Origin of the sequence: Flavobacterium sp. RSP46, from assembly GCF_003984825.1 — a bacterium.
Taxonomy (GTDB): domain Bacteria; phylum Bacteroidota; class Bacteroidia; order Flavobacteriales; family Flavobacteriaceae; genus Flavobacterium.
Genome location: NZ_RYDM01000004.1, coordinates 82,075 through 102,879 on the forward strand (window position 1 = coordinate 82,075; position 20,805 = coordinate 102,879).

15 protein-coding genes are annotated in these 20,805 nt (G+C 35.3%); 6 read left to right on the plus strand and 9 right to left on the minus strand.

Annotated features, from left to right (window positions below):
* Window positions 1-153 precede the first annotated feature (153 nt).
* The 5 genes from asnB to EKM01_RS08245 form a co-directional block, all read right to left on the minus strand.
* Entirely contained in the window at window positions 154-1,830 is a 1,677-nt protein-coding gene (gene asnB / locus EKM01_RS08225) for an asparagine synthase B (protein WP_126767780.1), read from the minus strand.
* Between the two features lie 269 nt (window positions 1,831-2,099).
* Complete coding sequence (locus EKM01_RS08230; RefSeq protein ID WP_126767783.1) at window positions 2,100-2,549, minus strand: hypothetical protein; 450 nt, start codon at window positions 2,547-2,549, stop codon at window positions 2,100-2,102.
* A 123-nt stretch (window positions 2,550-2,672) separates the two neighbouring features.
* A complete protein-coding gene (locus EKM01_RS08235; RefSeq protein WP_158616094.1) occupies window positions 2,673-4,478 on the minus strand; it encodes a TonB-dependent receptor in 1,806 nt (601 codons plus the stop codon).
* Window positions 4,479-4,544: 66 nt separating this feature from the next.
* Window positions 4,545-5,408: a PhzF family phenazine biosynthesis protein gene (locus tag EKM01_RS08240; protein WP_126767786.1), complete on the minus strand. Its 864-nt coding sequence runs from the start codon at window positions 5,406-5,408 to the stop codon at window positions 4,545-4,547.
* Between the two features lie 74 nt (window positions 5,409-5,482).
* On the minus strand, window positions 5,483-8,497 hold the full coding sequence (locus EKM01_RS08245; RefSeq protein WP_126767789.1) for a tetratricopeptide repeat protein: 3,015 nt from the start codon (window positions 8,495-8,497) through the stop codon (window positions 5,483-5,485).
* A gap of 252 nt (window positions 8,498-8,749) precedes the next feature.
* On the opposite strand from EKM01_RS08245, the gene EKM01_RS08250 reads away from it, so the two are divergent.
* From EKM01_RS08250 to EKM01_RS08270, 5 genes are all read left to right on the plus strand, one after another.
* Window positions 8,750-11,251 carry a TonB-dependent receptor gene (locus EKM01_RS08250; RefSeq protein WP_126455926.1) on the plus strand — a complete coding sequence of 834 codons (2,502 nt, stop codon included), beginning with the start codon at window positions 8,750-8,752 and terminating at the stop codon, window positions 11,249-11,251.
* Between the two features lie 5 nt (window positions 11,252-11,256).
* A complete protein-coding gene (locus tag EKM01_RS08255; protein ID WP_126767792.1) occupies window positions 11,257-12,210 on the plus strand; it encodes a carboxylesterase in 954 nt (317 codons plus the stop codon).
* Between the two features lie 4 nt (window positions 12,211-12,214).
* On the plus strand, window positions 12,215-13,129 hold the full coding sequence (locus tag EKM01_RS08260; protein WP_126767795.1) for a glycerophosphodiester phosphodiesterase: 915 nt from the start codon (window positions 12,215-12,217) through the stop codon (window positions 13,127-13,129).
* A gap of 304 nt (window positions 13,130-13,433) precedes the next feature.
* Window positions 13,434-14,120, plus strand: coding sequence for a cell division ATP-binding protein FtsE (locus tag EKM01_RS08265; protein ID WP_126461087.1), 687 nt, complete (start codon window positions 13,434-13,436; stop codon window positions 14,118-14,120).
* Window positions 14,120-15,016 carry a glycosyltransferase family 2 protein gene (locus EKM01_RS08270; RefSeq protein ID WP_126767798.1) on the plus strand — a complete coding sequence of 299 codons (897 nt, stop codon included), beginning with the start codon at window positions 14,120-14,122 and terminating at the stop codon, window positions 15,014-15,016. Before EKM01_RS08265 ends, EKM01_RS08270 begins: the two co-directional genes overlap by 1 nt.
* On the opposite strand, the gene EKM01_RS08275 is transcribed toward EKM01_RS08270, so the two are convergent.
* Genes EKM01_RS08275 through EKM01_RS08285 form a run of 3 tightly spaced genes read right to left on the minus strand, consistent with a single transcriptional unit; the run spans window position 15,013 to window position 17,620 of the window.
* Window positions 15,013-16,116, minus strand: coding sequence for a glycosyltransferase family 4 protein (locus EKM01_RS08275; RefSeq protein WP_126767801.1), 1,104 nt, complete (start codon window positions 16,114-16,116; stop codon window positions 15,013-15,015). The two genes, EKM01_RS08270 and EKM01_RS08275, sit on opposite strands and share 4 nt — an antisense overlap.
* Window positions 16,113-16,517: an FdtA/QdtA family cupin domain-containing protein gene (locus EKM01_RS08280; protein WP_126461096.1), complete on the minus strand. Its 405-nt coding sequence runs from the start codon at window positions 16,515-16,517 to the stop codon at window positions 16,113-16,115. Before EKM01_RS08280 ends, EKM01_RS08275 begins: the two co-directional genes overlap by 4 nt.
* Window positions 16,514-17,620: a glycosyltransferase gene (locus EKM01_RS08285; protein WP_126767804.1), complete on the minus strand. Its 1,107-nt coding sequence runs from the start codon at window positions 17,618-17,620 to the stop codon at window positions 16,514-16,516. The genes EKM01_RS08280 and EKM01_RS08285 overlap by 4 nt, the downstream gene beginning before the upstream one ends.
* Before the next feature lie 46 nt (window positions 17,621-17,666).
* Between EKM01_RS08285 and EKM01_RS08290 the strand changes: the two genes are divergently transcribed.
* Complete coding sequence (locus tag EKM01_RS08290; protein ID WP_126767806.1) at window positions 17,667-18,566, plus strand: glycosyltransferase; 900 nt, start codon at window positions 17,667-17,669, stop codon at window positions 18,564-18,566.
* 1 nt (window position 18,567) lies between these two features.
* Here the strand turns inward: EKM01_RS08290 and EKM01_RS08295 are convergent, their stop codons facing one another.
* Entirely contained in the window at window positions 18,568-20,802 is a 2,235-nt protein-coding gene (locus EKM01_RS08295; RefSeq protein WP_126767809.1) for an oligosaccharide flippase family protein, read from the minus strand.
* Window positions 20,803-20,805: the final 3 nt, after the last annotated feature.

The window sequence follows — 20,805 nt, forward strand, 5'->3', positions numbered from 1 at the left end:
CTAATATAAAGAACTCCTCCTAATTATTTTAGACAATGTGTAATTATAATGTTTTTTCAAATTCTAAACTGCTCTCGAAATATGTTTCTCATAAAAAAACGCTCTCAAAATGGAGAGCGTTTTATCTATTTATAAAATCTTAATTAATTGTATTTATGCTTTTGCATACGCATCATCATGCACACTTGCCACCGCTCTTCCTGACGGATCATTCATGTTCTTGAAAGCCTCATCCCATTCCAATGCAATTTTTGTACTACACGCCACACTTGCTTCTTGCGGCACACACAAAGCGGCGGCATCACTTGGAAAATGCTCATGAAAAATAGAACGGTAATAATATTCCTCTTTTGAAGTAGGAGTTTGCAACGGAAATTTATATTTAGCATTTGCTAATTGTTCATCCGAAATTTCAACAGCTACAACTTCTTTTAATGTATCAATCCACCCATAACCTACACCATCACTAAATTGTTCTTTTTGTCTCCAAGCTACACTTGGCGGCAACATCTCTTCAAAAGCTTTACGAACCACCCACTTTTCCATAGGATGTTCTGCATTGATCATTTTATCTTGTGGATTAACGCGCATCGCCACATCCATAAATTCTTTATCTAAAAATGGCACACGTCCTTCAATTCCCCATGCTGCTAAACTTTTGTTCGCTCGTAAACAATCGTACATGTGCAATTTACCTAATTTACGTACGTTTTCTTCGTGAAATTCTCTCGCGTTTGGCGCTTTGTGAAAATACAAATATCCTCCAAAAAGTTCATCTGCTCCTTCACCTGATAACACCATTTTGATACCCATAGATTTAATAACTCTTGCCATCAACCACATTGGTGTCGACGCCCTTATTGTAGTCACATCATACGTTTCTAAGTTGTAAATTACATCTTTAATTGCATCTAACCCTTCTTGAATAGTGAATTTAATTTCGTGGTGAATGGTTCCAATATGATCCGCTACGATTTGAGCTGCTGCTAAATCCGGAGAGCCCTCTAATCCCACCGAGAAAGAATGCAATTGCGGATACCAAGCATCAGCAACATCTCCGGATTCAATACGTTTTTGCGCATATTTTTTGGCCACAGCCGAAGTAATAGAAGAATCTAATCCTCCTGAAAGCAATACTCCATAAGGTACATCACTCATCAATTGTCTGTGAACCGCTGCTTCTAAAGCCACTTTAATTTCGTCAATGCTGGTTACGTTGTCTTTTACAGCATCATAATCTGTCCATTCTCTTTTGTACCATTGTACAAATTCGCCATCTTTACTTGACATATAATGTCCTGGAGGAAACAATTGAATTTTAGTACAATAGCCTTCTAATGCTTTCAATTCAGAAGCCACATAAAAAGTTCCGTGTTCATCCCAACCTATGTATAATGGAATAATTCCCATGTGATCCCGAGCAACAAAATACTCGTCTTTTTCGACATCATAAATAGCAAATCCAAAAATCCCATTCATTTCATCTATAAAATGAGGCCCTTTTTCTTTGTAAAGTGCTAGAATTACTTCGCAGTCACTTTCGGTTTGAAAGTTATATTTACCCTCAAATTGTTTACGTAATTCTCTGTGGTTGTAAATTTCACCATTTGCGGCTAAAACAAGTTGTTTGTCTTCACTGAACAACGGTTGTTTCCCTGAAGCAGGATCAACGATTGCCAGTCGTTCGTGAGACAAAATGGCTTTTTCATTACTAAAAATTCCACTCCAGTCCGGTCCACGATGACGGATAATTTTAGACATTTCTAATACTTGCGGTCTTAAAACTTCCGCTTTTTGTTTTAAATCAAAGGCACATACTATTCCGCACATAATTTTTTTGTTTAAAGTTTAAGGTTTGCTTCGCCTGTTCGAGTAAAACTCTCGAGTCAAGTTATGAAAGAAACCTGCTTTGTTCATTTTGATAGGGCAAAGATGGAGTTATAGTTCTAATTGAAAAACGCAAATACTCTTTTTAGTTATAATTTATAACTAAAAAATAGAATTTACGTTTAAACCGTAATGGAAAGGTGCTAAAAATAGAATTGAAGTTGCGGATTGTAAAATGGGACGCAAATGAGACGGATGTAAATAACGGATTTTTATTTAATTTCCTCAACCAAATACTTCGTACCATTTATCTCAAAAGTAAACCCTTCTTGATTTCCCATCAGTTTATTTCCCAAAGGTGATTGCGGAGATAATGCGATAATATTGATTCCTTCGACATTGATTTTAGGAAGTGCCACACTCAGGTACAAATAGATTCCATTTGCTCTTACCAAGCTCCCCACAATAATCGTTTCGGCGATTATAGTCGCATCAATTTTATCCAAAACTATTTTTTGATCCAGTACTTCTCTCAATTTACGATTGAGTTTTTCCTGCTCAATGTGCATCATAGACAAAGCGGTTTCATGTTTATCTCCGGCTGAACCTTTAGCATCGTTTTTAGAATCTTCGGTAAGTGCCACAATCATGTCTTTGAAAACATCGATTCGATCCTGAACTAATTGCAGGTAATGGGTATGTATTTTTTGTTTGAAAGTCATAAGTAGATTTACATGCCTGACAGGGTTCAAAACCCTGTCGGGCATTCAAAGTTTTTAAATAAAAAAAGCGAAGATTGTTTTACTTTTCGGCTCCTTCTCCTTCGGGGAGGCCTGGGGTAGGGATTAAAAATCAAATTTATAGTTCACGCCTAAAATCACCTGAAATCCCTGCACTGGATAATTTTGCCATTTTTGGTAGGCATTATTAGTGATATTATTGGCTCTGGCAAAAGCAGTCAATCGGTCGCTATATTTGTAACCAACATTTGCATTGACATCAAAATAAGACTTCAAAGTTACAGGAGCAGCGTTAGTCACCACATTGGTATTAACCTGAAAATCTTTTCGCTCGCCCACATAGAACACATTTGTACCAGCAAACCACTTCTCTGTTATGTTAACATCCAAGCTTGAATTTAATTTTATAGCCGGCAAATTCCATGCTTCTTGTTGAAAATCATTTGTAAAACTGCTAAAGCTTCCGTTGATTCCAAAAGTCACGTTCTTAGAAAAATCAGCTTTTACTTCTCCATAAAAATTCAACGTTCTCATATCGTCATACACCACTTGAAAAGAATTCCCAAAAGCATAGTCCTGATTGGTTGCATTTTCATTGTAATCATTGCTTTTAAACAACGCCTTATTGCGCTCATTAATATATGAACCTCTTATATTATAACTCATATTATTAGTCAATTTCCCTTTTAATCCTGCAAAAATATCATACTGCTGATCCGTAGGTGCAATAGCGAGTGTTGGTGACAAAAAAGGATTTTCATCTACAAAGTCCTGGTACGAGTTTTGTTTTAAATTTCCTTCGGCTCCCGCATAAAAAATCATCAAATCACCAACAACATTATAGGAAGCGTTAAATTTTGGATACACAAAAAATTTATTATTGCTGTTTTGATTGTCCAGACTATAAAAAATAGCGGCACCAATATTCAGTGTCCAATCCTCCTCCTGCATCACAAAACTAGGTGCAATTCCCAGATTTGTAAAACCGTATTTGATTGGTTCTGTATTGGTATTTAAATAATTATTATTGAAACTTCCACCAACATAATCTACGATTAAGTCCGTTTTTACAGCACTATCCATCACATCAAATTCTACAGTTGGCTTGGCGTAAAACCTATTTTCTGAAGAATCAAAAATATCAGAAAAATGATTAAATTTCAGACTCATTTTATTAAAAAAACTTTCGTTAAAGGCTACATTCCCTCCTAACGTCAGCGTACTGTAGGATTGCTGCGGCCTGATTCCACTGATCAAGATTGCTCTGTCCTGAGGCGCCAGCGTAGTACCAAAATCAGCCGGTAATCCATACCAATTGTACGTTTGGTTTTGATATCCTAAATCCAGATTCCATGAAACTTCTTTTCGATTTGATCCATACATCAAATCAATCGAAGTGTCATAAAAACGATCGTCCAGAATCACCTTTTCAATACCCCCTTGGGAGGAGTGATGCCGAAACATGCCACCAATATAATCCGTAGCATTAAGGTCATGATTCACATATAATTCCCCTACAAAGGTTCCGTAATTCCCTACACCAAATGTGGCGTAGTTTTGAAACAAAACGGCTTCTTTTTCTTTCTCTACGCCTGCTGCTTTTCCTTTAGACGGCGTGAAAGTTGATGCTACCGGGAAAGAGAAAATAGTATACTTTACGGTTTCCTTTTTTGTGTTATCTTCTTCGTCCAGCAACGGTGTTTCCTTTACTTTGAAAGCATCTAATATGGTTGGTGTGAATGGCTTGACTACATTTACGGTCTCGGTACCTATTTGCTCTTTCTTTTGTGCAAATGAAACTTGAGAAACGAAAAGAAATAAAATCCCCAACCCAACGCTCCCCAAAGGGAACGGATCCGAAAACGTTACGCTATTATTTATAACCGATATTACTTTGTTTTTAAATGTCATGTTTTATTTTTTTACTGCTAACTTCCTACTGCTACTTTTTTTACTACTGCATTTTTAACCGGTACGTTACACTTCCCATTCTCCTTTTGCGAGGTATTGTGTTTTTCCTCCAATTTTAATATCAAACTGATTTTCAGCTAATTTTCCATCAAAATAAATCTGAGAGGCTCTGTTTATAAAATCGCCCTGATGATTAATCATTTGAATTTCCGGCGAGTGATATTTTAAAAGAAAAGCCTGTAAACACGTGCTCGCACTTCCCGTAGCCGCGTCTTCTATAAGCTGATTCGCTTCAATACAAAACATCCTGCTACTCAGCTTTTTTTCTACCAAACAATAAAAATACAACGCTCTATGACTGGTTTTGCAATGTGCATGCAGCCATTCGTTCATTTTATCCTTATCAAGAATCAAATGCTCTAGTGCCTTTTTACTTTTAATAGGAACAATCACAAAAGCGCTTCCTGTAGTCACTTCCTGAATGGGAAATTTATCCTCAAAATCAGCTCTGCTTAAATTGCTGAAGGATAAAAAATCTTCCGTTAAAAAAGTATTCAAAAACTCCGGTTGAGCCGCCTGTAGCCAAACCAAATCTCCCGATTGATGTACCGGAATTTCACCAATTGGAACCGACAGCGAAATCTTTTCAGGTTTATTCTCAAATATTTTATGCATCAAAACCCATGATGTTCCTATGATCGGATGGCCTGCAAACTGCATTTCGTGGTCTGGTGTGAAAATCCTAATCGCAGCAGTTTTATTCTCCGGTTGAAGCTTAGTAATAAAGGTGCTTTCGGCAAAGTTGATTTCGCGGGCAATTGTCTGCAGCTGCTGGTCGCTCAAGGAATCAGCACCTAAAAAAACCGCGAGTTGATTGCCTGCATATTTATTCTCTGCAAAAACATCAACGATGTAAAAAGGTAGATTCATTCCGTATGTTTTTTTTGTTTTCAGTTATTTTTTCGCGTTGATTTTGGTTGTTTTTCTAACTTCCACTCACAGCTTTATTTAGTTATCGATGCATTTGTTTTGGACTCTTCCGCTTTAATTCTGTCTAATTCAGTTTGTGCCTCTGAAACTACATCCTGAAAATCAGTAAAATTCTGAATGACGTTTTCTAAAATGTAAGTCGCCTGATAGCTGTCTTTGAGTCCGTAAAAATTTTTCGCCATTAAGACTAATCCTTTGGCTCCAAAATACTTATAGCTCGCATAATTTTCGGCTAATTTTTGAACGGCAACATTAGAAGCTTCAAAATTTTCTTCTTTATTTTTAAAATAAGCATCATAGTACAGGGCTTCGGCCGCTAATTCCCCCTTAGCAATTGTCATTACTTTGGCATAAGCCGCTCGTGCTATGGCTTCATCACCAGTTTGCATTGCTGCGCGTGCAATGATAATTTGCGCATCACTTTTGACATTATCATCAGTCTTTGGATTCATTAAGACTTTCTCCGCGTACACTACTGAATTTGGATAGTCCTTATTTTCATAAAAACATTTCATCAGATTGGATTGTGCAAATGTTTTATTCTGAGAAACATCTGCTTCGTTTTCTAGACGGGACAATACCGGAATTGCTTTGTCATATTCCTTATTTTTAAGAAAAAACTGTGCCAAACGCACTAAAGATGGCTCCGTAAATTCACTTCTGGATTGGGCTATTACAAATTCATAATTAGGAATTGATTTGCTTTCAGATCCTTCAGAAAAATACAATTGCGCCAGGTAATAATTAGCCTTCAAGGCATGTATTCCTGGGGAAAATTGACTTAAATACCCACTAAAACCTGTAATTGCCTGTTTGGTATTGTTTTGTTGAAATTGTTTTTCAGCAGCTTCAAATGTATCATTATCCAGCTCTGCATCCGTGACAGCCACAAAATCTAGGGTACGTACCCAAGTTGCATATTCATCTACTCTGCCCATATCTACGTAAATTAATCGAGCTGCAGCTACTGCTTCTAATGCCTCCGGAGACCGAGGAAATTCAGCCGCTACTTTCTTAAACTTCACTACTGCCTGATCATTCCTGTCTGAATTAAAATAAATTAATCCCTGGCGCAAAATAGATTTTGAGGCAAAAGAACTCTTTTTGAATTCTGTATTCAGTTGCTCATACGCTTTTAAAGCTAAATCATTTTTATTTTCGGCAACATACGTATTCCCTAGTTCAAATAAAGCATCATCTCGGTAACCCGATTTTGGATACAATTGTAAAAAAGCATTCAATTCTTCTATTTTTTTATCGTTTTTATCCATAAATCCATAGGAAATTGCTTTTTGAAAATACGCATAATCCGCATCGACACTTTTAGAGGCTATCACTTTAGAGTACGCATCCATTGCGGGACCGTATTTTGAGGTTACAAAACGACAATCTGCCAAACGCAAATACGAATCATTCAAACGCACTTTATCCTCTGGTGCTTTTTCAATCTGATTTTCGAAATAATTTCCTGCCTGATCGTACTCTTTCAATTTGAAATAAGCATACGCAATCGTGTAATTGTGATTTTTATATTCAGGAGTTTTTGAGGCTTGTGCAAAGCCTGCAAATTGTTTGAAACTCAACAACGCATTTTTAAAATCATTCAAAACATATTCTGTTTCTGCTTTCCAGAAAGCCGCTCTGGCAGTAAAATACGGATCTTTCTGTTCGTTCATAGACTGCGTAAACATAGTCAAGGCTTCCGGATAATCACCGTCTGTATACAATTCTAACCCATTGAAAAAAGTAACTTTCTGGTACGCTAATTTGTTTTCAGGGGATCTGTTTTTTTCCAATATTACTAAGGCCTCTTTATAGTTTTTAGAAGAAATATAAGAATCAATCAAGAGTCTTTCTATTTCTGAACGGTTGGCATTATTGGGGTATTTCTTCAAAAAAGCATGCAAAATTGCAGGCACACTTTGATAGGAATTTCCAAGTTCATAGCTTAATTTAGCGTAATTCAAACCCGCATCTTCCTGTATTGCTTCGTCAAATGACATTTCCGACGCATTTTTGAAAGCATTTAAAGCTTGCTGTTTCTTGTTTGTATTGAGGTAACTTTCCCCCAAATGATAATAGGCGTTTTGTGCAACAAAATCTTTCCCACCTATGATTTTATTGAACTGAGAAATGGCATTTTCGTAGTCTTTTTGTTTGTAATACGCATATCCTAATTGGTAAAAATCCGTATTATTCCATCTTCCTTTTTTACCTTGATAAGCAACTAAATAGGGAATTGCGGTATCGTATTTTTTTAAATTAAAATAGCTTTCGCCAATGATTTTATTAAGTTCCGATTTTTCTAAAGGATTTGATTTGGCCATTGCTTTTTCCCCTAAATCAATTGCGTTTTGGAAATTTCCTAATTTAAAATTCATATCCGCCTGATAATAAGACAGTTTTTCCTTGTATTTTTCTTCTCCGGAAACGGCGTCAAAATATTTTGTCGCTTGCTTATAATCATCTCCTTCATAGGCCATGAATCCCAAGTAATATTTAGCTTGCGAACCATATTCAGGAGCATTCACCACTTTATTAAAATAAACAGTTGCCTCTTTTTTCTTTTTGGCATTAAAAAAACTATACCCTTTTTGAAAATTAAACTGGTCTTGTTCCTTTCTGCTCAGATTCCTTTCATCCACTTTGTCAAACCATTGCAGGGCTTGGGGGTAATTTCCCAAACTAAAATGATACTGTGCCACCTCGATATACGCTTGATTTTGTTTGACACTCGTAGGATAATCCGAAACAAAGCGTTCCATCATCTGATCTGCATTGGCTTGATTAGTACGAATGGCGCAATTTGCCACATAATAGGCACAATCTGATTTTAATTCATCGGTGCCGGCGGATTCTTTTACTTTATTAAAAATAATTTGTGCCGATGCATATTGTTCTTCGTTAAACAACGAAACCGCTTTGTTGAAATCCTTTAAATCGTGGGTATAAATAGTTGATTTTTGTGCCGAAATACTGATAGTGCTACTAATGAAGAAACTACAGAAAAGCCAAGAAATTTTACGCATTGTGGTTTTATTTTAATAATTCAAATGTATTGCATTCTGATCTTTATAACGAATTGCGATTGGTTTTTATTATGAATATTTTTTTTTAACCGTTTATAATTTAACCTTCTTAAAACAGATTGACCAATTATTATACCTTTTAATAACCTGACCACCGGATCCGTTAACACAATAGTAACGGACAACGAGTTTTGGCTTAACACCTTAAAAATATCTTTACTTTAATAAATTTAAACATAAACATATAAAAAAATGAAAGTTAATTACTATTTTATTTTATTGAGTACACTATGGTTTTTTACTATTAAAGCACAAGAAAACAGCACTTTAAATGGAATTATTACAGACGAATCAGGCAAACCTCTTATTGGTGCATCAATCAACATTAATACCACATCTAAGAACACGATAACTGATATTGCTGGAAGTTACCAATTGCAAAATATAAAATTCGGCACTTACACAATTCAAGTGGCCTATCTTGGTTACGAAAGCCAAAAAATTTCAATCTCTTTAAACCAATCCGAAACAACACAAAATTTTATTTTAAAAGAAAGTTCCTTTCAATTAGATGGTATTATTGTTACCGCCCAAAAAAGAGAACAATTAAATAAAGATGTTCCCATCGCCATTACCTCTTATGGGGGGAAATTTATTGAAAATTTAGGGATTTCAGAATATGATGCTTTTTCAGATTATGTTCCTGGATTACAAATCCAGATTCAAAGTGTAAATAATCCTGGTATCGTTATTAGAGGAATTACCAGTGATAGTGGGGATTCTCGAGTAGAACCACGCGTTTCAATTTTTCAAGATGGCGTTTCCATCAGTAAATCCAGAGGATCTGTAGTAGAGTTATTTGACATTGAACGCGTTGAAGTTTTAAAAGGCCCTCAGGGAACTCTTTTTGGCAGAGGTGCACAAATTGGTGCCATGCATATTATTCAAAACAAAGCTAAAAACGAAAATTCAGGAGAACTAAAAATAGGAACGGGTAATTATAACCAATTCTCAGTGAATGGGTTTGCAAACACTCCCCTTATTAAGGACAAACTATTTGTAAGAGTAGCCGGAATCCTGAGTAAAAGAGACGGTTTTATAGAAAACAGATCTGGAGGCAACTTGAATGGTAAAGAAACGCTAGCTTTTAGAACTTCCTTAAAATATTTAATGAGTGATAAAACCAGTTTAGATTTAATTGCAAACTGGCAACAGGATACCCCACCGGGAACGGGTTTCAAAAGCGGAACTTATGCCCCTTTAGGTGGAACAACCAACCCAAATACCTTTGCGGACTTAGAACGAGGAACCGAATTGGGGATCGACAGAAAAGTTTATGGTCTTACAGCGATATTGAAATCTGAAATCAATCCTAATTGGGATATGACCGCCACCACAGCTTACAGAGAATTTAAATCAGATGAAGCTTTTGATGCCGATGGTACGGCAGCTCCAGTGCTTTACTTTAGAGAAATTGCTGAAGGAAAACAATTCAGCCAAGAAATGAGATTTAATTTTAATGATAAAAATAAATTATCCGGTTTCGTTGGAGCAAATGTTTTTTATGAAAAAGGATCTCAAGCGGTTCCTTTTGAAGTAAATGAACAAAGTTATTTTGCCTTATTGGCAGCTAGAAATACACTAATCGTTAATGGCGTTCCTACCTTATACCCAAATATTCCAAACGACCCTGCTTTTGGTCCATTGGCAGGAGCTCCGCTTTTAGCTTTCAACAAAGAAAAATCAACCAATTTTGGAGAGAATTATTCTGGAGATATCTTCGCAGATGCATCTTATGATTTAACTGATAAATTGACTTTTACTTTGGGTGTAAGAGCTACTTTAGAAAATAGTAATGCCGGTTTAGAGGTTCAAAATGCAGATCAGCCTGGTGTATTGGGTAATTTTTTAGGAGTTTTTCCTAACAACTTATTTGCTCCTACAAATGGAAAACGTACTGCCAGCGAAACCTTCACCTCTGCTGTTGGACGATTTGCTATAAATTATGATATAACGGACCACATTACTCTTTTTGGGAATGTTGCCAGAGGCCGAAGACCTAACGTAATTAATGTTACCGCGAAAACTGTTAATGTATTATCGGATGAAACGGTATGGTCTTATGAATTTGGCGCCAAATCTCTCTTCCTAAACAACCGATTGCAATTTGACATCAATGCTTTTATATACGATTACAGCAATTTTCAAACGACTATCGCACGATTAGACGAACAGAATGGTTTAGTGATTCAGCCAAATGACAGCGGTTCCGCCTCAACTTTTGGTTTTGAAACGGCCTTGCAATATCAGTTTACAAAAAACAGTTCTTTCTTTGTCAATTATGCGTACATTGATGCTGCCTTTGATGAAACGGATTCAGACGGGAACCAACAACAATTGGCGGGAAATACTTTCCGATTGACTCCAAAACATTCCTTTTCTGTTGGTTTTAATTACAATCCATCTGTAAACACTATCTTAGACCTTTACCTTAGACCAAGCTATACATACAAATCGAAAGTGTTTTTTGAAGAAACAAACTTACCTAATATTTCACAAGCGGGGTATGGTCTTTTGAATATCAGAACAGGATTAACCATTAGAAAAAAATACGAAATAGGATTATTCATGACTAATCTTTTTGACAAAAAGTATATTATTGATGCCGGAAATACCGGTGGTGCTTTTGGAATACCAACTTTTATAGCTGGTGCACCTCAGTTCTATGGTGTACAAATGGCTGTTAAATTTTAACAAAAATGAAAAAAACAATAAACACACTACTTGCAGCACTCTTTTTTTGCACTTCTATTTTTAGCCAAGAAGGAATAAGCACAGTAGAAATATCCAGCTTAGATTCCTATCTCGCTACTACAGAAGCTAAAGTAATTGGAATCAAGCCAAACAATGCGGCTAAAATAATATGGGCTGATGGGTATAAAAACAAAAAAACAGCTGTTGCTTTTGTTTATTTGCATGGTTTTGGTGCCAGTCACCGTGAGGGAGAACCGGTTTTAAAAATGCTTTCTACACAATACAAAGCCAACATCTACCTCTCGCGTTTAGAGGAACATGGTCTTTATCGTAAAAATACCTTCGAATTTCTTACGCCTGAAAACTATATTGCCTCTGCTCAACAAGCACTAGAAATTGGGAAAAAACTGGGAGAAAAAGTAATTTTGGTCAGTACCTCGACGGGAGGAACTTTAAGCTTGAAATTGGCATCCGAAGATCCTAGCATCTCGGGATTGATCCTCTATTCGCCTTTTGTCGATTTATTTAATCCTGCTATGGCGGGTATCATCCTGCCTGGTGGTAGAGAGAAATTCAAAGAAACTATTGGTGGCAATATGCGAACACAAAACCGCCCAGAGGAACAAGCTAAGTACTGGTCTACCAATTACCACATCAATGGCTATGTTTCCTTAATCACTATGCTTAAGCAAAACATGACCGAAACTACATTTACAAAGGTCAAGTGTCCGGTTTTCTTAGGCTATTATTACAAAAACGAAAAAGAACAAGACCAAGTCGTTTCCGTTTCTGCCATGCATACAATGTACAACTCTTTAGGAACGCCTGAAAACAAAAAAACAAAAATAGCCTTTCCAGAAAGTGGGGATCATGTTATTGCTTGTGATTTACGTTCAAAGGATTGGCAAGGTGTTTATCAGGCTACGGTAGACTTTTTAAACCAAACAATTTTACAATAAAAACATGAATAAAATCATAATAACAGCAGTTTTAGCAATATGTACGCTAGGTTGCAAGGCTCAACAAGAAAAACAAACAGTCCAATTACTTCCTGGTGAAATTCAAACTCTCTTTAATTTTGATTTACAGGGGCATCGTGGAGCAAGAGGACTCTACCCCGAAAATTCATTAGTTGCCTTTAAAAACGCAATCAAATTGGGAGTAAACACCTTAGAGCTAGACGTAGTTGTTACAAAGGACGACCAAATACTGGTATCACATGATCCTTTTTTCAACCACATAATTTGTTTGGATAGTTTAGGAAACACTATTAACAAGGAGGACGAATTAAACTTAAATATCTATCAGACTACTTATTCACAAATACGTCAATATGATTGTGGTAGCATCAAACATCCACAATTTCCTGAGCAGACTAATAGTAGGGTTTCAAAACCATTGCTGTTGGATGTAATTGCGCAGTCTGAACTTTTATCTGACCAAAAGATCTTCTATAATATTGAAATAAAAAGTACTCCAGAGGGGGACAATAAATACCATCCAACACCTCAGGTTTTTGCGGATTTATTTATTAAAACAATCCAAGGGCGTATCCCTATGGAAAGACTAACTATCCAGAGTTTTGATTTTAGAGTACTGCGCTATATCCATCAAGCCTACCCTGATTACAAACTAGCGGCTCTGGTGTACAAAGATAGTGTCAAAACAAATTTAGATGCTTTGGGATTTATCCCAGACAGCTACAGTCCAGAACATACGCTATTGACTGCCGAAATTGTAGCGGAATTACATGCCAAAGGAATGAAAGTTATTCCTTGGACTATTAATGAAGCAAGTCGGATGAAAACGGTTCTAGGTTGGGGAGTTGATGGCATCATAACGGATTATCCCGATAGAGGATTGCGCTTTAAAAAATAAGAACTTTCGTCTTGATTTCATTTGTTCCTTAAAGCAACAAAACTATCCTGTTTGGGTGAGGCTACTGAAAAGGTCCTTAACAAATTATATTTCATTAAAAGAGTAGAAAACCTTCATTTTCTACTCTTTTTTTATGCTAAAATAGGAACTTCAAGCAGCAATAAAGTGCGGATAAATTGGCTTTAAATAAAATTCGGACTTTCCCTTGTTTATACCTGTTTTTTGAAAATCCGTTGAATAGAATAGAATTTATTTTGAATAGAACCGTTATCTTGTTACTTTTACCCCATAAACAAACTGTATTATGTCACAATCTGTCCTGTCTTTAAAAAACGTTACTATTTTCCAAGAACAAAAAACTATTTTAGCTCATGTAAATTTGGAGGTAAAACATGGTGAATTCCTGTATATTATAGGAAAAACAGGTTCCGGAAAAAGCAGCTTAATGAAGACCTTGTATGGTGATTTGGCTTTAAAAGAAGGCGAAGGAAGTATTGTTGACTTTGATTTAGCCACCTTAAAAGAAGATGACATTCCGTTTTTGAGAAGAAAAATTGGAATCGTTTTTCAGGATTTCAAATTACTGCCGGACAGAACCATTAAAGACAATATGTTATTTGTCCTGAAAGCTACAGGCTGGACTGATGCTGATGAAATGCAGCGAAAAATTGATGAGGTGCTGGACAAAGTAGCAATGAAAGAGTTTGGCAACAAAATGCCACACCAAATTTCAGGTGGTGAGCAACAACGTGTTGCCATTGCCAGAGCTTTACTCAACGATCCTGAACTTATACTTGCGGATGAACCTACCGGGAATCTGGATCCACAAACCAGTGCTGAAGTCTTGGAAGTTTTAAAAAGCATCAATGCCAATGGAAAAACAGTCATTATGGCCACTCATGATTATGCGTTGCTTATGAAATTCCCTTCGAAAACATTAAAATGTGAAGACGAACGAATTTTTGAAGTAGTGCAACAGAGAGCCGTGTAATGCTTTCTATTCTTATCCCAATATACAATTATAATGTGTATCCTTTAGCATTGGAGCTGCGCAAACAATGTTTGGAATGCAATATTGATTTTGAGATTTTATGCCAAGATGATTCTTCTGATTCTTCCCTAAATATTTTTAATGAAAAAATAAATTTGCTTTCTCACTGCAGTTTTGTTTCATTAAAAGAAAACATTGCCCACAGAGAAAACAGGAATTCACTTGCCGAAAAAGCAAAATTTGAGTATTTACTTTTTATAGACGGGGATTCTACTATTGTGAATTCTGATTATATCAAAAGATATTTATCAAATTTATTTGATTTTGATGTGGTTTATGGAGGACGCTTGCATCCAGAAAAATGTCCTTCTGATAATCAAAAACTACGGTGGAAGTACGGAAGATTCATTGAAGATAAATCCGCTGCAAACAGAAAGACAAAACCCTATCACTCACTACTTTTTAATAATACCATAATTAAAAAAGTCTGTTTTGACACAGTACAATTTGACAAAACCATAAAAAAATACGGTCACGATGACACCCAACTCTCGTTTCAACTAAGCAAATTAAAATCCAAAGTAAGCCATATAGAAAACCCTGTTGAACATGGCGATTTAGACACTAATCTAGTGTATTTGAACAAGACCAAAGAGTCTTTAGAAAATTTAAATTTATTGTATCAGAAGAAAAAAATTGACATTGAATTTGTACGATTATTGCAACTGTATCATTTTTTAAAAACAACCAAATCAACTTTTATTATTTCAAAAATAAATGCCGTTTTTGAAAAATTATTATTTAAAAACTTGACCGGAGACAATCCTAATATACTGGTTTTTAATTTGTTCAGAGCAGGTTATTTATGCTCCATTGACTTTAAGAGTAGAGCCTAAACTTCCTTTTTAAGTCCAATAAACAATTGATGCCAAGTTTGCATAATGGCATCGATGTGATATTTTTTACTCGATAATTTTGCCTTTTTTGCCATTTCACTTCGTAACACCTCGTTTTCGATTAAAATTTCTATAGCCGCTACATAATCCGATTCGTTCCCGTTTTCAATCAAAAATCCATCTTCTTTATGCGTGATTATTGCTCTTGGTCCGCAAGGACAATCGTAAGCAATACAGGGTAATCCGGAAGCCATTGCCTCAATTAACACCATTCCAAAACCTTCATATCGAGACGTCATCAGATAAAATGAAGCATCTAAATATTTTTCGTTAATATTCTGAACAGGTTCATAAAAAACTATATTATTTGAAATATCCAATTTTTGGGCAAGTTGTTTTAAATCGATATTTTCATTAGATTTTCCATAAATTTCCAATATCCAATCTGGATGTTTTAAAACCACTTTTTTCCAGATTTGTAACATCCTGTCAAATCCTTTTTCGTACGTATGTCGCCCTACCGCAATTGCTTTCTTATTTTTTAGTTCACCAGATTTTTCCGTTACAAACCATAAAGGATTCGCAATAACCAGTGTGTTTTTTATGTTCCATTCTGAAATACTCTCGTTTGTTTCAACAACAAATCGATTGTATTTTTTTATTCCGTTTTTTTTCAGTTGTAAAACAAGATTCGAGAACAATTTAGTAAAACTGTTTGTCACAATTTCACTTTCTTCAATAAACCTGGAACTATGCATTTCTAGCACCAGAGGAATTTTATATTTTATAATAAAAGGAATTAAATATGCCTTTAGACCATTATCACAAACAAGTATAATATCCGGGTTTACAGTCTTAATACAACTGTTTAGTTTCTTACAATACGCTTTCAAAAAAGAAAGATTTTTTCCTTTTAAAATCATATCGTGAAAAGTGATCTTCTTATTAAAAGAATAAAACAAAGGAGAATGACCTCCGTTTTGAGTCAGAATAACAACTTCATAGCCTAATTGTTCAACCAGATAATTGGCTTTGACAGCAATAACTCTTGCCACACCTCCGGGGTTATTAATGTTAGGAACTACAAATAGCAACTTCATTTTTTTGATTTCAAAAATTCGTCATAATCTCTGATATAATCTTCTTCTTTAAACATATCTGAGGCTAAAACCAAGCAAACTGATCCCGAAGAAAAGTTTTGCAGTTCTCTCCAAATTCCTGTTGTAATGAGTAAACCTACGTTTGGTTTATTTAATAGGTAGCTTTTTTTCTCGATACCGTCATGAACAACCACCTCAAAACTACCGCTCAATGCAATTAAAATTTCTTGTTGCTGAATATGGGAATGACCACCTCTAAAAGCAGTACTAGGCACATCAAAGAGATAGTAAATTCGTTTGAATTCAAATGGAATTACACCACTTTGAATGTAGGCTAAGTTTCCACGAACATCGTCTATTACAGGAATTTTTAATACTTGTACGTTTTCTACTGTTGTCATTTTCTGCTAATTTTCATTACATCTAACCATTGCATGCCTATATTTTCAATTGAGAAGGATTGTACGCTTGCCAATGCATTTTGTTTACAATGCTGATACAATACTTCGTCTTCAATGAATAAATTCATCGCTTCCGTCATTTTACTACCATTTTGATTTTCAACTAATAAACCATTTTCTTTATTTACAATTATTTCACTTGGACCGGCTAAGCAGTCAAAGGATATTACCGGCGTATTACAGGCTAATGATTCTAGTAGAACATTTGGCAGTCCTTCATTCAAGCTACTCAAAACAAAGAATTTAGCATTTTTCAGGTACTTAAACGGATTCTGTTTAAACCCTAAAAAATGAACTTTATCTCCCAGCTTTTTTTCTTTTACTAACTTTAAAAGAATATTTTTTCTTTTGCCTTCCCCTAATAAAACCAAATGTATCCCTTTTTGGGGTAAAGTCGAATGGGCATACGCTTCAATTAATTTATCAAATTGCTTGATATTAGTTTCCATTTGACCTATCCCAATAATATACTTGAAGTTAAGTGAAACAGGTTCTTCACTCTTCCTGACAATTTCCTCAATATCTATAGGGTTGTAAATGGTAATTGCGTTTTTCAGCTGGTGCTTTCGCGCTATTAACTCTTTCGATTGATTAGAAACACTAACCACTTTATAACAATTTCCATACATGTATCGGGTAAGCACCGACCAATTGGGCATATAATGATTAATCAAATAACTGTGCACGGTGAAAATAGTATTGGTTTTATAAAGCCATTTTGAAATTAATAATTCTTGAATGGGTTTTATCCTAAATCGGAAATCAATAATAAAATCAAATTCATGCTCTTTCAAATAGTTCTTCAAAAATAAAAACCGACTGAATTTATTTGAAAAACCGTTGGTTTTGTTTTTCATTTTACCCAAATTGACTAATTTTCCGGCATAGGAATAGGAAACGGCATCCAGGACAATAATAGTATGAACTTCTATGCCCTGTTTTTCAAAAAAAAAGGATAAAACAGCCATCACTTTTTCAGCACCTCCATCACTTAATCGGTACCCTATTAATGCGATTTTATATTTTTTATTGGGTATTATCATTCTCAATTTGTTATTTTCGTCTCAAATATAACGCTTTTAAAAAAACATGCAAGATAATCCACTAGTCACCGTTATTTGTTTGTGTTACAATCATAAAGATTATGTAATAGAGAGCTTAATGTCTGTATTAAACCAACATTACGATACTATTGAGTTGATTATCGTGGACGATTGCAGTACTGATAATTCTAAATCCGTAATTGAGAAATGGCTTCTGGATTATCCACAAATTCCATTTATAGCCAATGACACTAATTTAGGGAATACTAAGTCCTTCAATAATGCCTTAAAAACAGCAAAAGGGGATTATATTATTGACTTGGCTGCTGATGATGTATTATTGCCCAATTGCATCACTTCACAAATAAATGCTTTCAACAACACAACTTTTAAAAATCTTGGAATTGTATATGGAAACGTCGAATTAATCACTGAAAAAGGCAAACACGAATCTTATTATTTCCCTGTTGATAGCTTTCAAAAGGCAGTCAAGGAAAGAACAACGGGAGATATTTATGAATCAGTTCTTTCTGGTGGTGACTGTATTTGCTCCGTTTCATCAATGGTCAAAAAATCACTGTTCGATGCTTTGAACGGCTATGATGAAACGCTGGCGTACGAGGATTTGGATTTTTGGATTCGGGCTTCTCGAACGTACGAATTTGACTTTATTGATGCTATTCTGGTTCAAAAAAGAATTGTACACCACTCCCTAGGCACTCATTTTTTTAAGAAAAAAGATGCCAGAGCCAGAAAAATTAATCAGAGTACATATTTGATCCTTAAAAAAGCAATTGGGCTCAATAGAACAAAAAAAGAGGATAAAGCAATTTTAAAACGCATTCATTTTGAGATGATTCTCGCCTATAAAACTGCTCATAATACGTTGTTACTGCGCTATATTATTATGGAAATTAAGTTGCGATTTCATTTGTTAGCTTCATAAACTACACTATCAAATACTCGTCCAGCAAGGCTTTCTCTCCTTCCCAATCTCTGGAAATGGCGTTTTTTATAAATTTTGCCGGAATACCACCAATCAAAATATTTGAACCAAATGACGTATAATCCGCAGTACACACACTACTGGAGCCTATCGTACAAAAATCAGGGGTAGTCGTATTTTGCAGTACCGTAACCCTGCTGGCTGCATAGTTGTAATTTCCTATTCTAATTGGCGCTGTCATTTTAAACTTTTCACCCGTTGTAGTATCCATCATCTGATGGAAATTAGTGTCCATAATTTGTGATTCCGAACCAAAACGGGCATAATCCCCCAATACAACATGTTCCATACAAATCAACTTTGCATTTGAGGCCAATGAAGCCATGTGTCCCAATTCGCACAATCCACCGTCACCAACATAAATAAAATAATCTTTACCCAATTGTATGTGACCTTTTAAAATGAGCGTTCCCAAAATAGTAATTTCGGCAATTCCTTTGTGAAGCGTATTCATTTCATAAGGTTGTCCAAAACCAATCATTCCCTTTTTTACAACTCCCTCAATTTTGATTGCACCCGTTATTGAAGTAAATTTTACTTTTCCATAAAAAAATACAGGGAGCTGCTTAGCAATAGGATACGGGAATTTTTTAAAATTAAAGTACAGTGTTTTGGTCCAGTTTACGGAATAATACAGTTGTAACCGATGATAAAAAAATCTTACTTTTCTGTAAACATTCTTAAGTATTTCAATCATTCTTTTCTTAATTATAGCATTGAACAATTCTTTTAATGCGGTCTTTTTGTTCATTTCAAATAAAACAAAAACAATCGACACTACTACCATTAGTGACATTAAGCCATACTTTAAAATTGGATTTGGAAGGTATCTGAACAAAAAAGTTGCCACACACAGCAAGATGCAAATTAAATAAGTGTTATAAAAATCGCTTTCAAAATAAAACCCATATCTTTTTTTGGTGATTATTTTTAAACCCAAAAAATGAATGAAATAATAGAGCAAAAAACTAAATCCAAGACCTTCCAAACCATAATAATAATACCCTAAAACATTCAAAATAAGCGAAATGCTATTAAATCCAACAGCAGTTCGCATAAACATTTTCGAATCGCCTTTGGCAATCAAAATATAGCCCATTGACCACGAAACGGCCCGAAACAACATTGCTATTATTCCAAAACAAACCATTGGAATAATGGCGTTGAATTCCGGTGTAAATATAATTTTCACAATCAACGGAATGCACGTTAAAAATAAAATGATTACCGGTGTAATAATCAATATTGAAACAAACGATTGCTGAACAACACTGGTTCTTACTTTTTCATTATCCGCACTAATGAACGCTAATCTTGGAAAATAATCGGTACTCATGACCGTAAAAATTACTCCCACATAGGAATTCAACAAGGTGAAACCGGCATTATAAAACCCAACTTGTTCTAAACCACCCCATTTTCCAACAAAAATTTGAATCAAATACGTTGATAACAAGGTCAGCAAACCACTTAATGTCAATAAAATACCTAGTCTAATAATACTTTTTCCTTCGGCATTTCCTTGTTCTTTAGAAAACACATTTTTTTCAAATGGTATTTTTTTCGAATAATAAAAAGAAACCAATAGTGAGGCTAAAGAGGCAACTATGATGGTGGGGACAATGGCATCAATCCGGTAATAATAATACAACGGAATTGAAACTAACAACCCCAATCCATTTCCATAAAAATTAGCTTTGGCTAAAAGCCGCATTTTTCTTAAACCCTGCAAAACAACCAGCTGGCCAATCATTAATTGCCGGAACAACAAGGTGATCGAAATAAAAACAAAGGTAAAAGTATGATTCGAATTCCCAAAAGTAATTTGGCTCAGCCAACTAGAAAACAGGATCACAAGAACGCATCCTAAAATCCCGGTTAGTACTGCGAGCTTTTTTATAAGTGCTGCTACAGATGCAATCGTACTTAAATTGTCGTTTTTGTAGCTACTGGAAAGGTGTTTTACACCACTGGTTTCAATCCCTAAACCAGTAACACCGCCCACAAGATTCATCGCCGAGTTCAACAAAGAAATAATCCCCATTCCCTCAGGCCCAATAAAAACAGCAATACACTTAGTCCGGATAACCCCAATAATAATCATAAAAAACTGAACACCTCCAAAAAGCGAAGTCGTTTTTACAATGCGATGATATGACGTTTTACTATCGGACACTTT

Bases quoted from the DNA above. Each gene is read 5' to 3' on its own strand.
- asnB (WP_126767780.1), bottom strand. From the start codon at position 1,830: ATGTGCGGAATAGTATGTGCCTTTGATTTAAAACAAAAAGCGGAAGTT.
- EKM01_RS08230 (WP_126767783.1), bottom strand. From the start codon at position 2,549: ATGACTTTCAAACAAAAAATACATACCCATTACCTGCAATTAGTTCAG.
- EKM01_RS08235 (WP_158616094.1), bottom strand. From the start codon at position 4,478: ATGACATTTAAAAACAAAGTAATATCGGTTATAAATAATAGCGTAACG.
- EKM01_RS08240 (WP_126767786.1), bottom strand. From the start codon at position 5,408: ATGAATCTACCTTTTTACATCGTTGATGTTTTTGCAGAGAATAAATAT.
- EKM01_RS08245 (WP_126767789.1), bottom strand. From the start codon at position 8,497: ATGCGTAAAATTTCTTGGCTTTTCTGTAGTTTCTTCATTAGTAGCACT.
- EKM01_RS08250 (WP_126455926.1), top strand. From the start codon at position 8,750: ATGAAAGTTAATTACTATTTTATTTTATTGAGTACACTATGGTTTTTT.
- EKM01_RS08255 (WP_126767792.1), top strand. From the start codon at position 11,257: ATGAAAAAAACAATAAACACACTACTTGCAGCACTCTTTTTTTGCACT.
- EKM01_RS08260 (WP_126767795.1), top strand. From the start codon at position 12,215: ATGAATAAAATCATAATAACAGCAGTTTTAGCAATATGTACGCTAGGT.
- EKM01_RS08265 (WP_126461087.1), top strand. From the start codon at position 13,434: ATGTCACAATCTGTCCTGTCTTTAAAAAACGTTACTATTTTCCAAGAA.
- EKM01_RS08270 (WP_126767798.1), top strand. From the start codon at position 14,120: ATGCTTTCTATTCTTATCCCAATATACAATTATAATGTGTATCCTTTA.
- EKM01_RS08275 (WP_126767801.1), bottom strand. From the start codon at position 16,116: ATGAAGTTGCTATTTGTAGTTCCTAACATTAATAACCCCGGAGGTGTG.
- EKM01_RS08280 (WP_126461096.1), bottom strand. From the start codon at position 16,517: ATGACAACAGTAGAAAACGTACAAGTATTAAAAATTCCTGTAATAGAC.
- EKM01_RS08285 (WP_126767804.1), bottom strand. From the start codon at position 17,620: ATGATAATACCCAATAAAAAATATAAAATCGCATTAATAGGGTACCGA.
- EKM01_RS08290 (WP_126767806.1), top strand. From the start codon at position 17,667: ATGCAAGATAATCCACTAGTCACCGTTATTTGTTTGTGTTACAATCAT.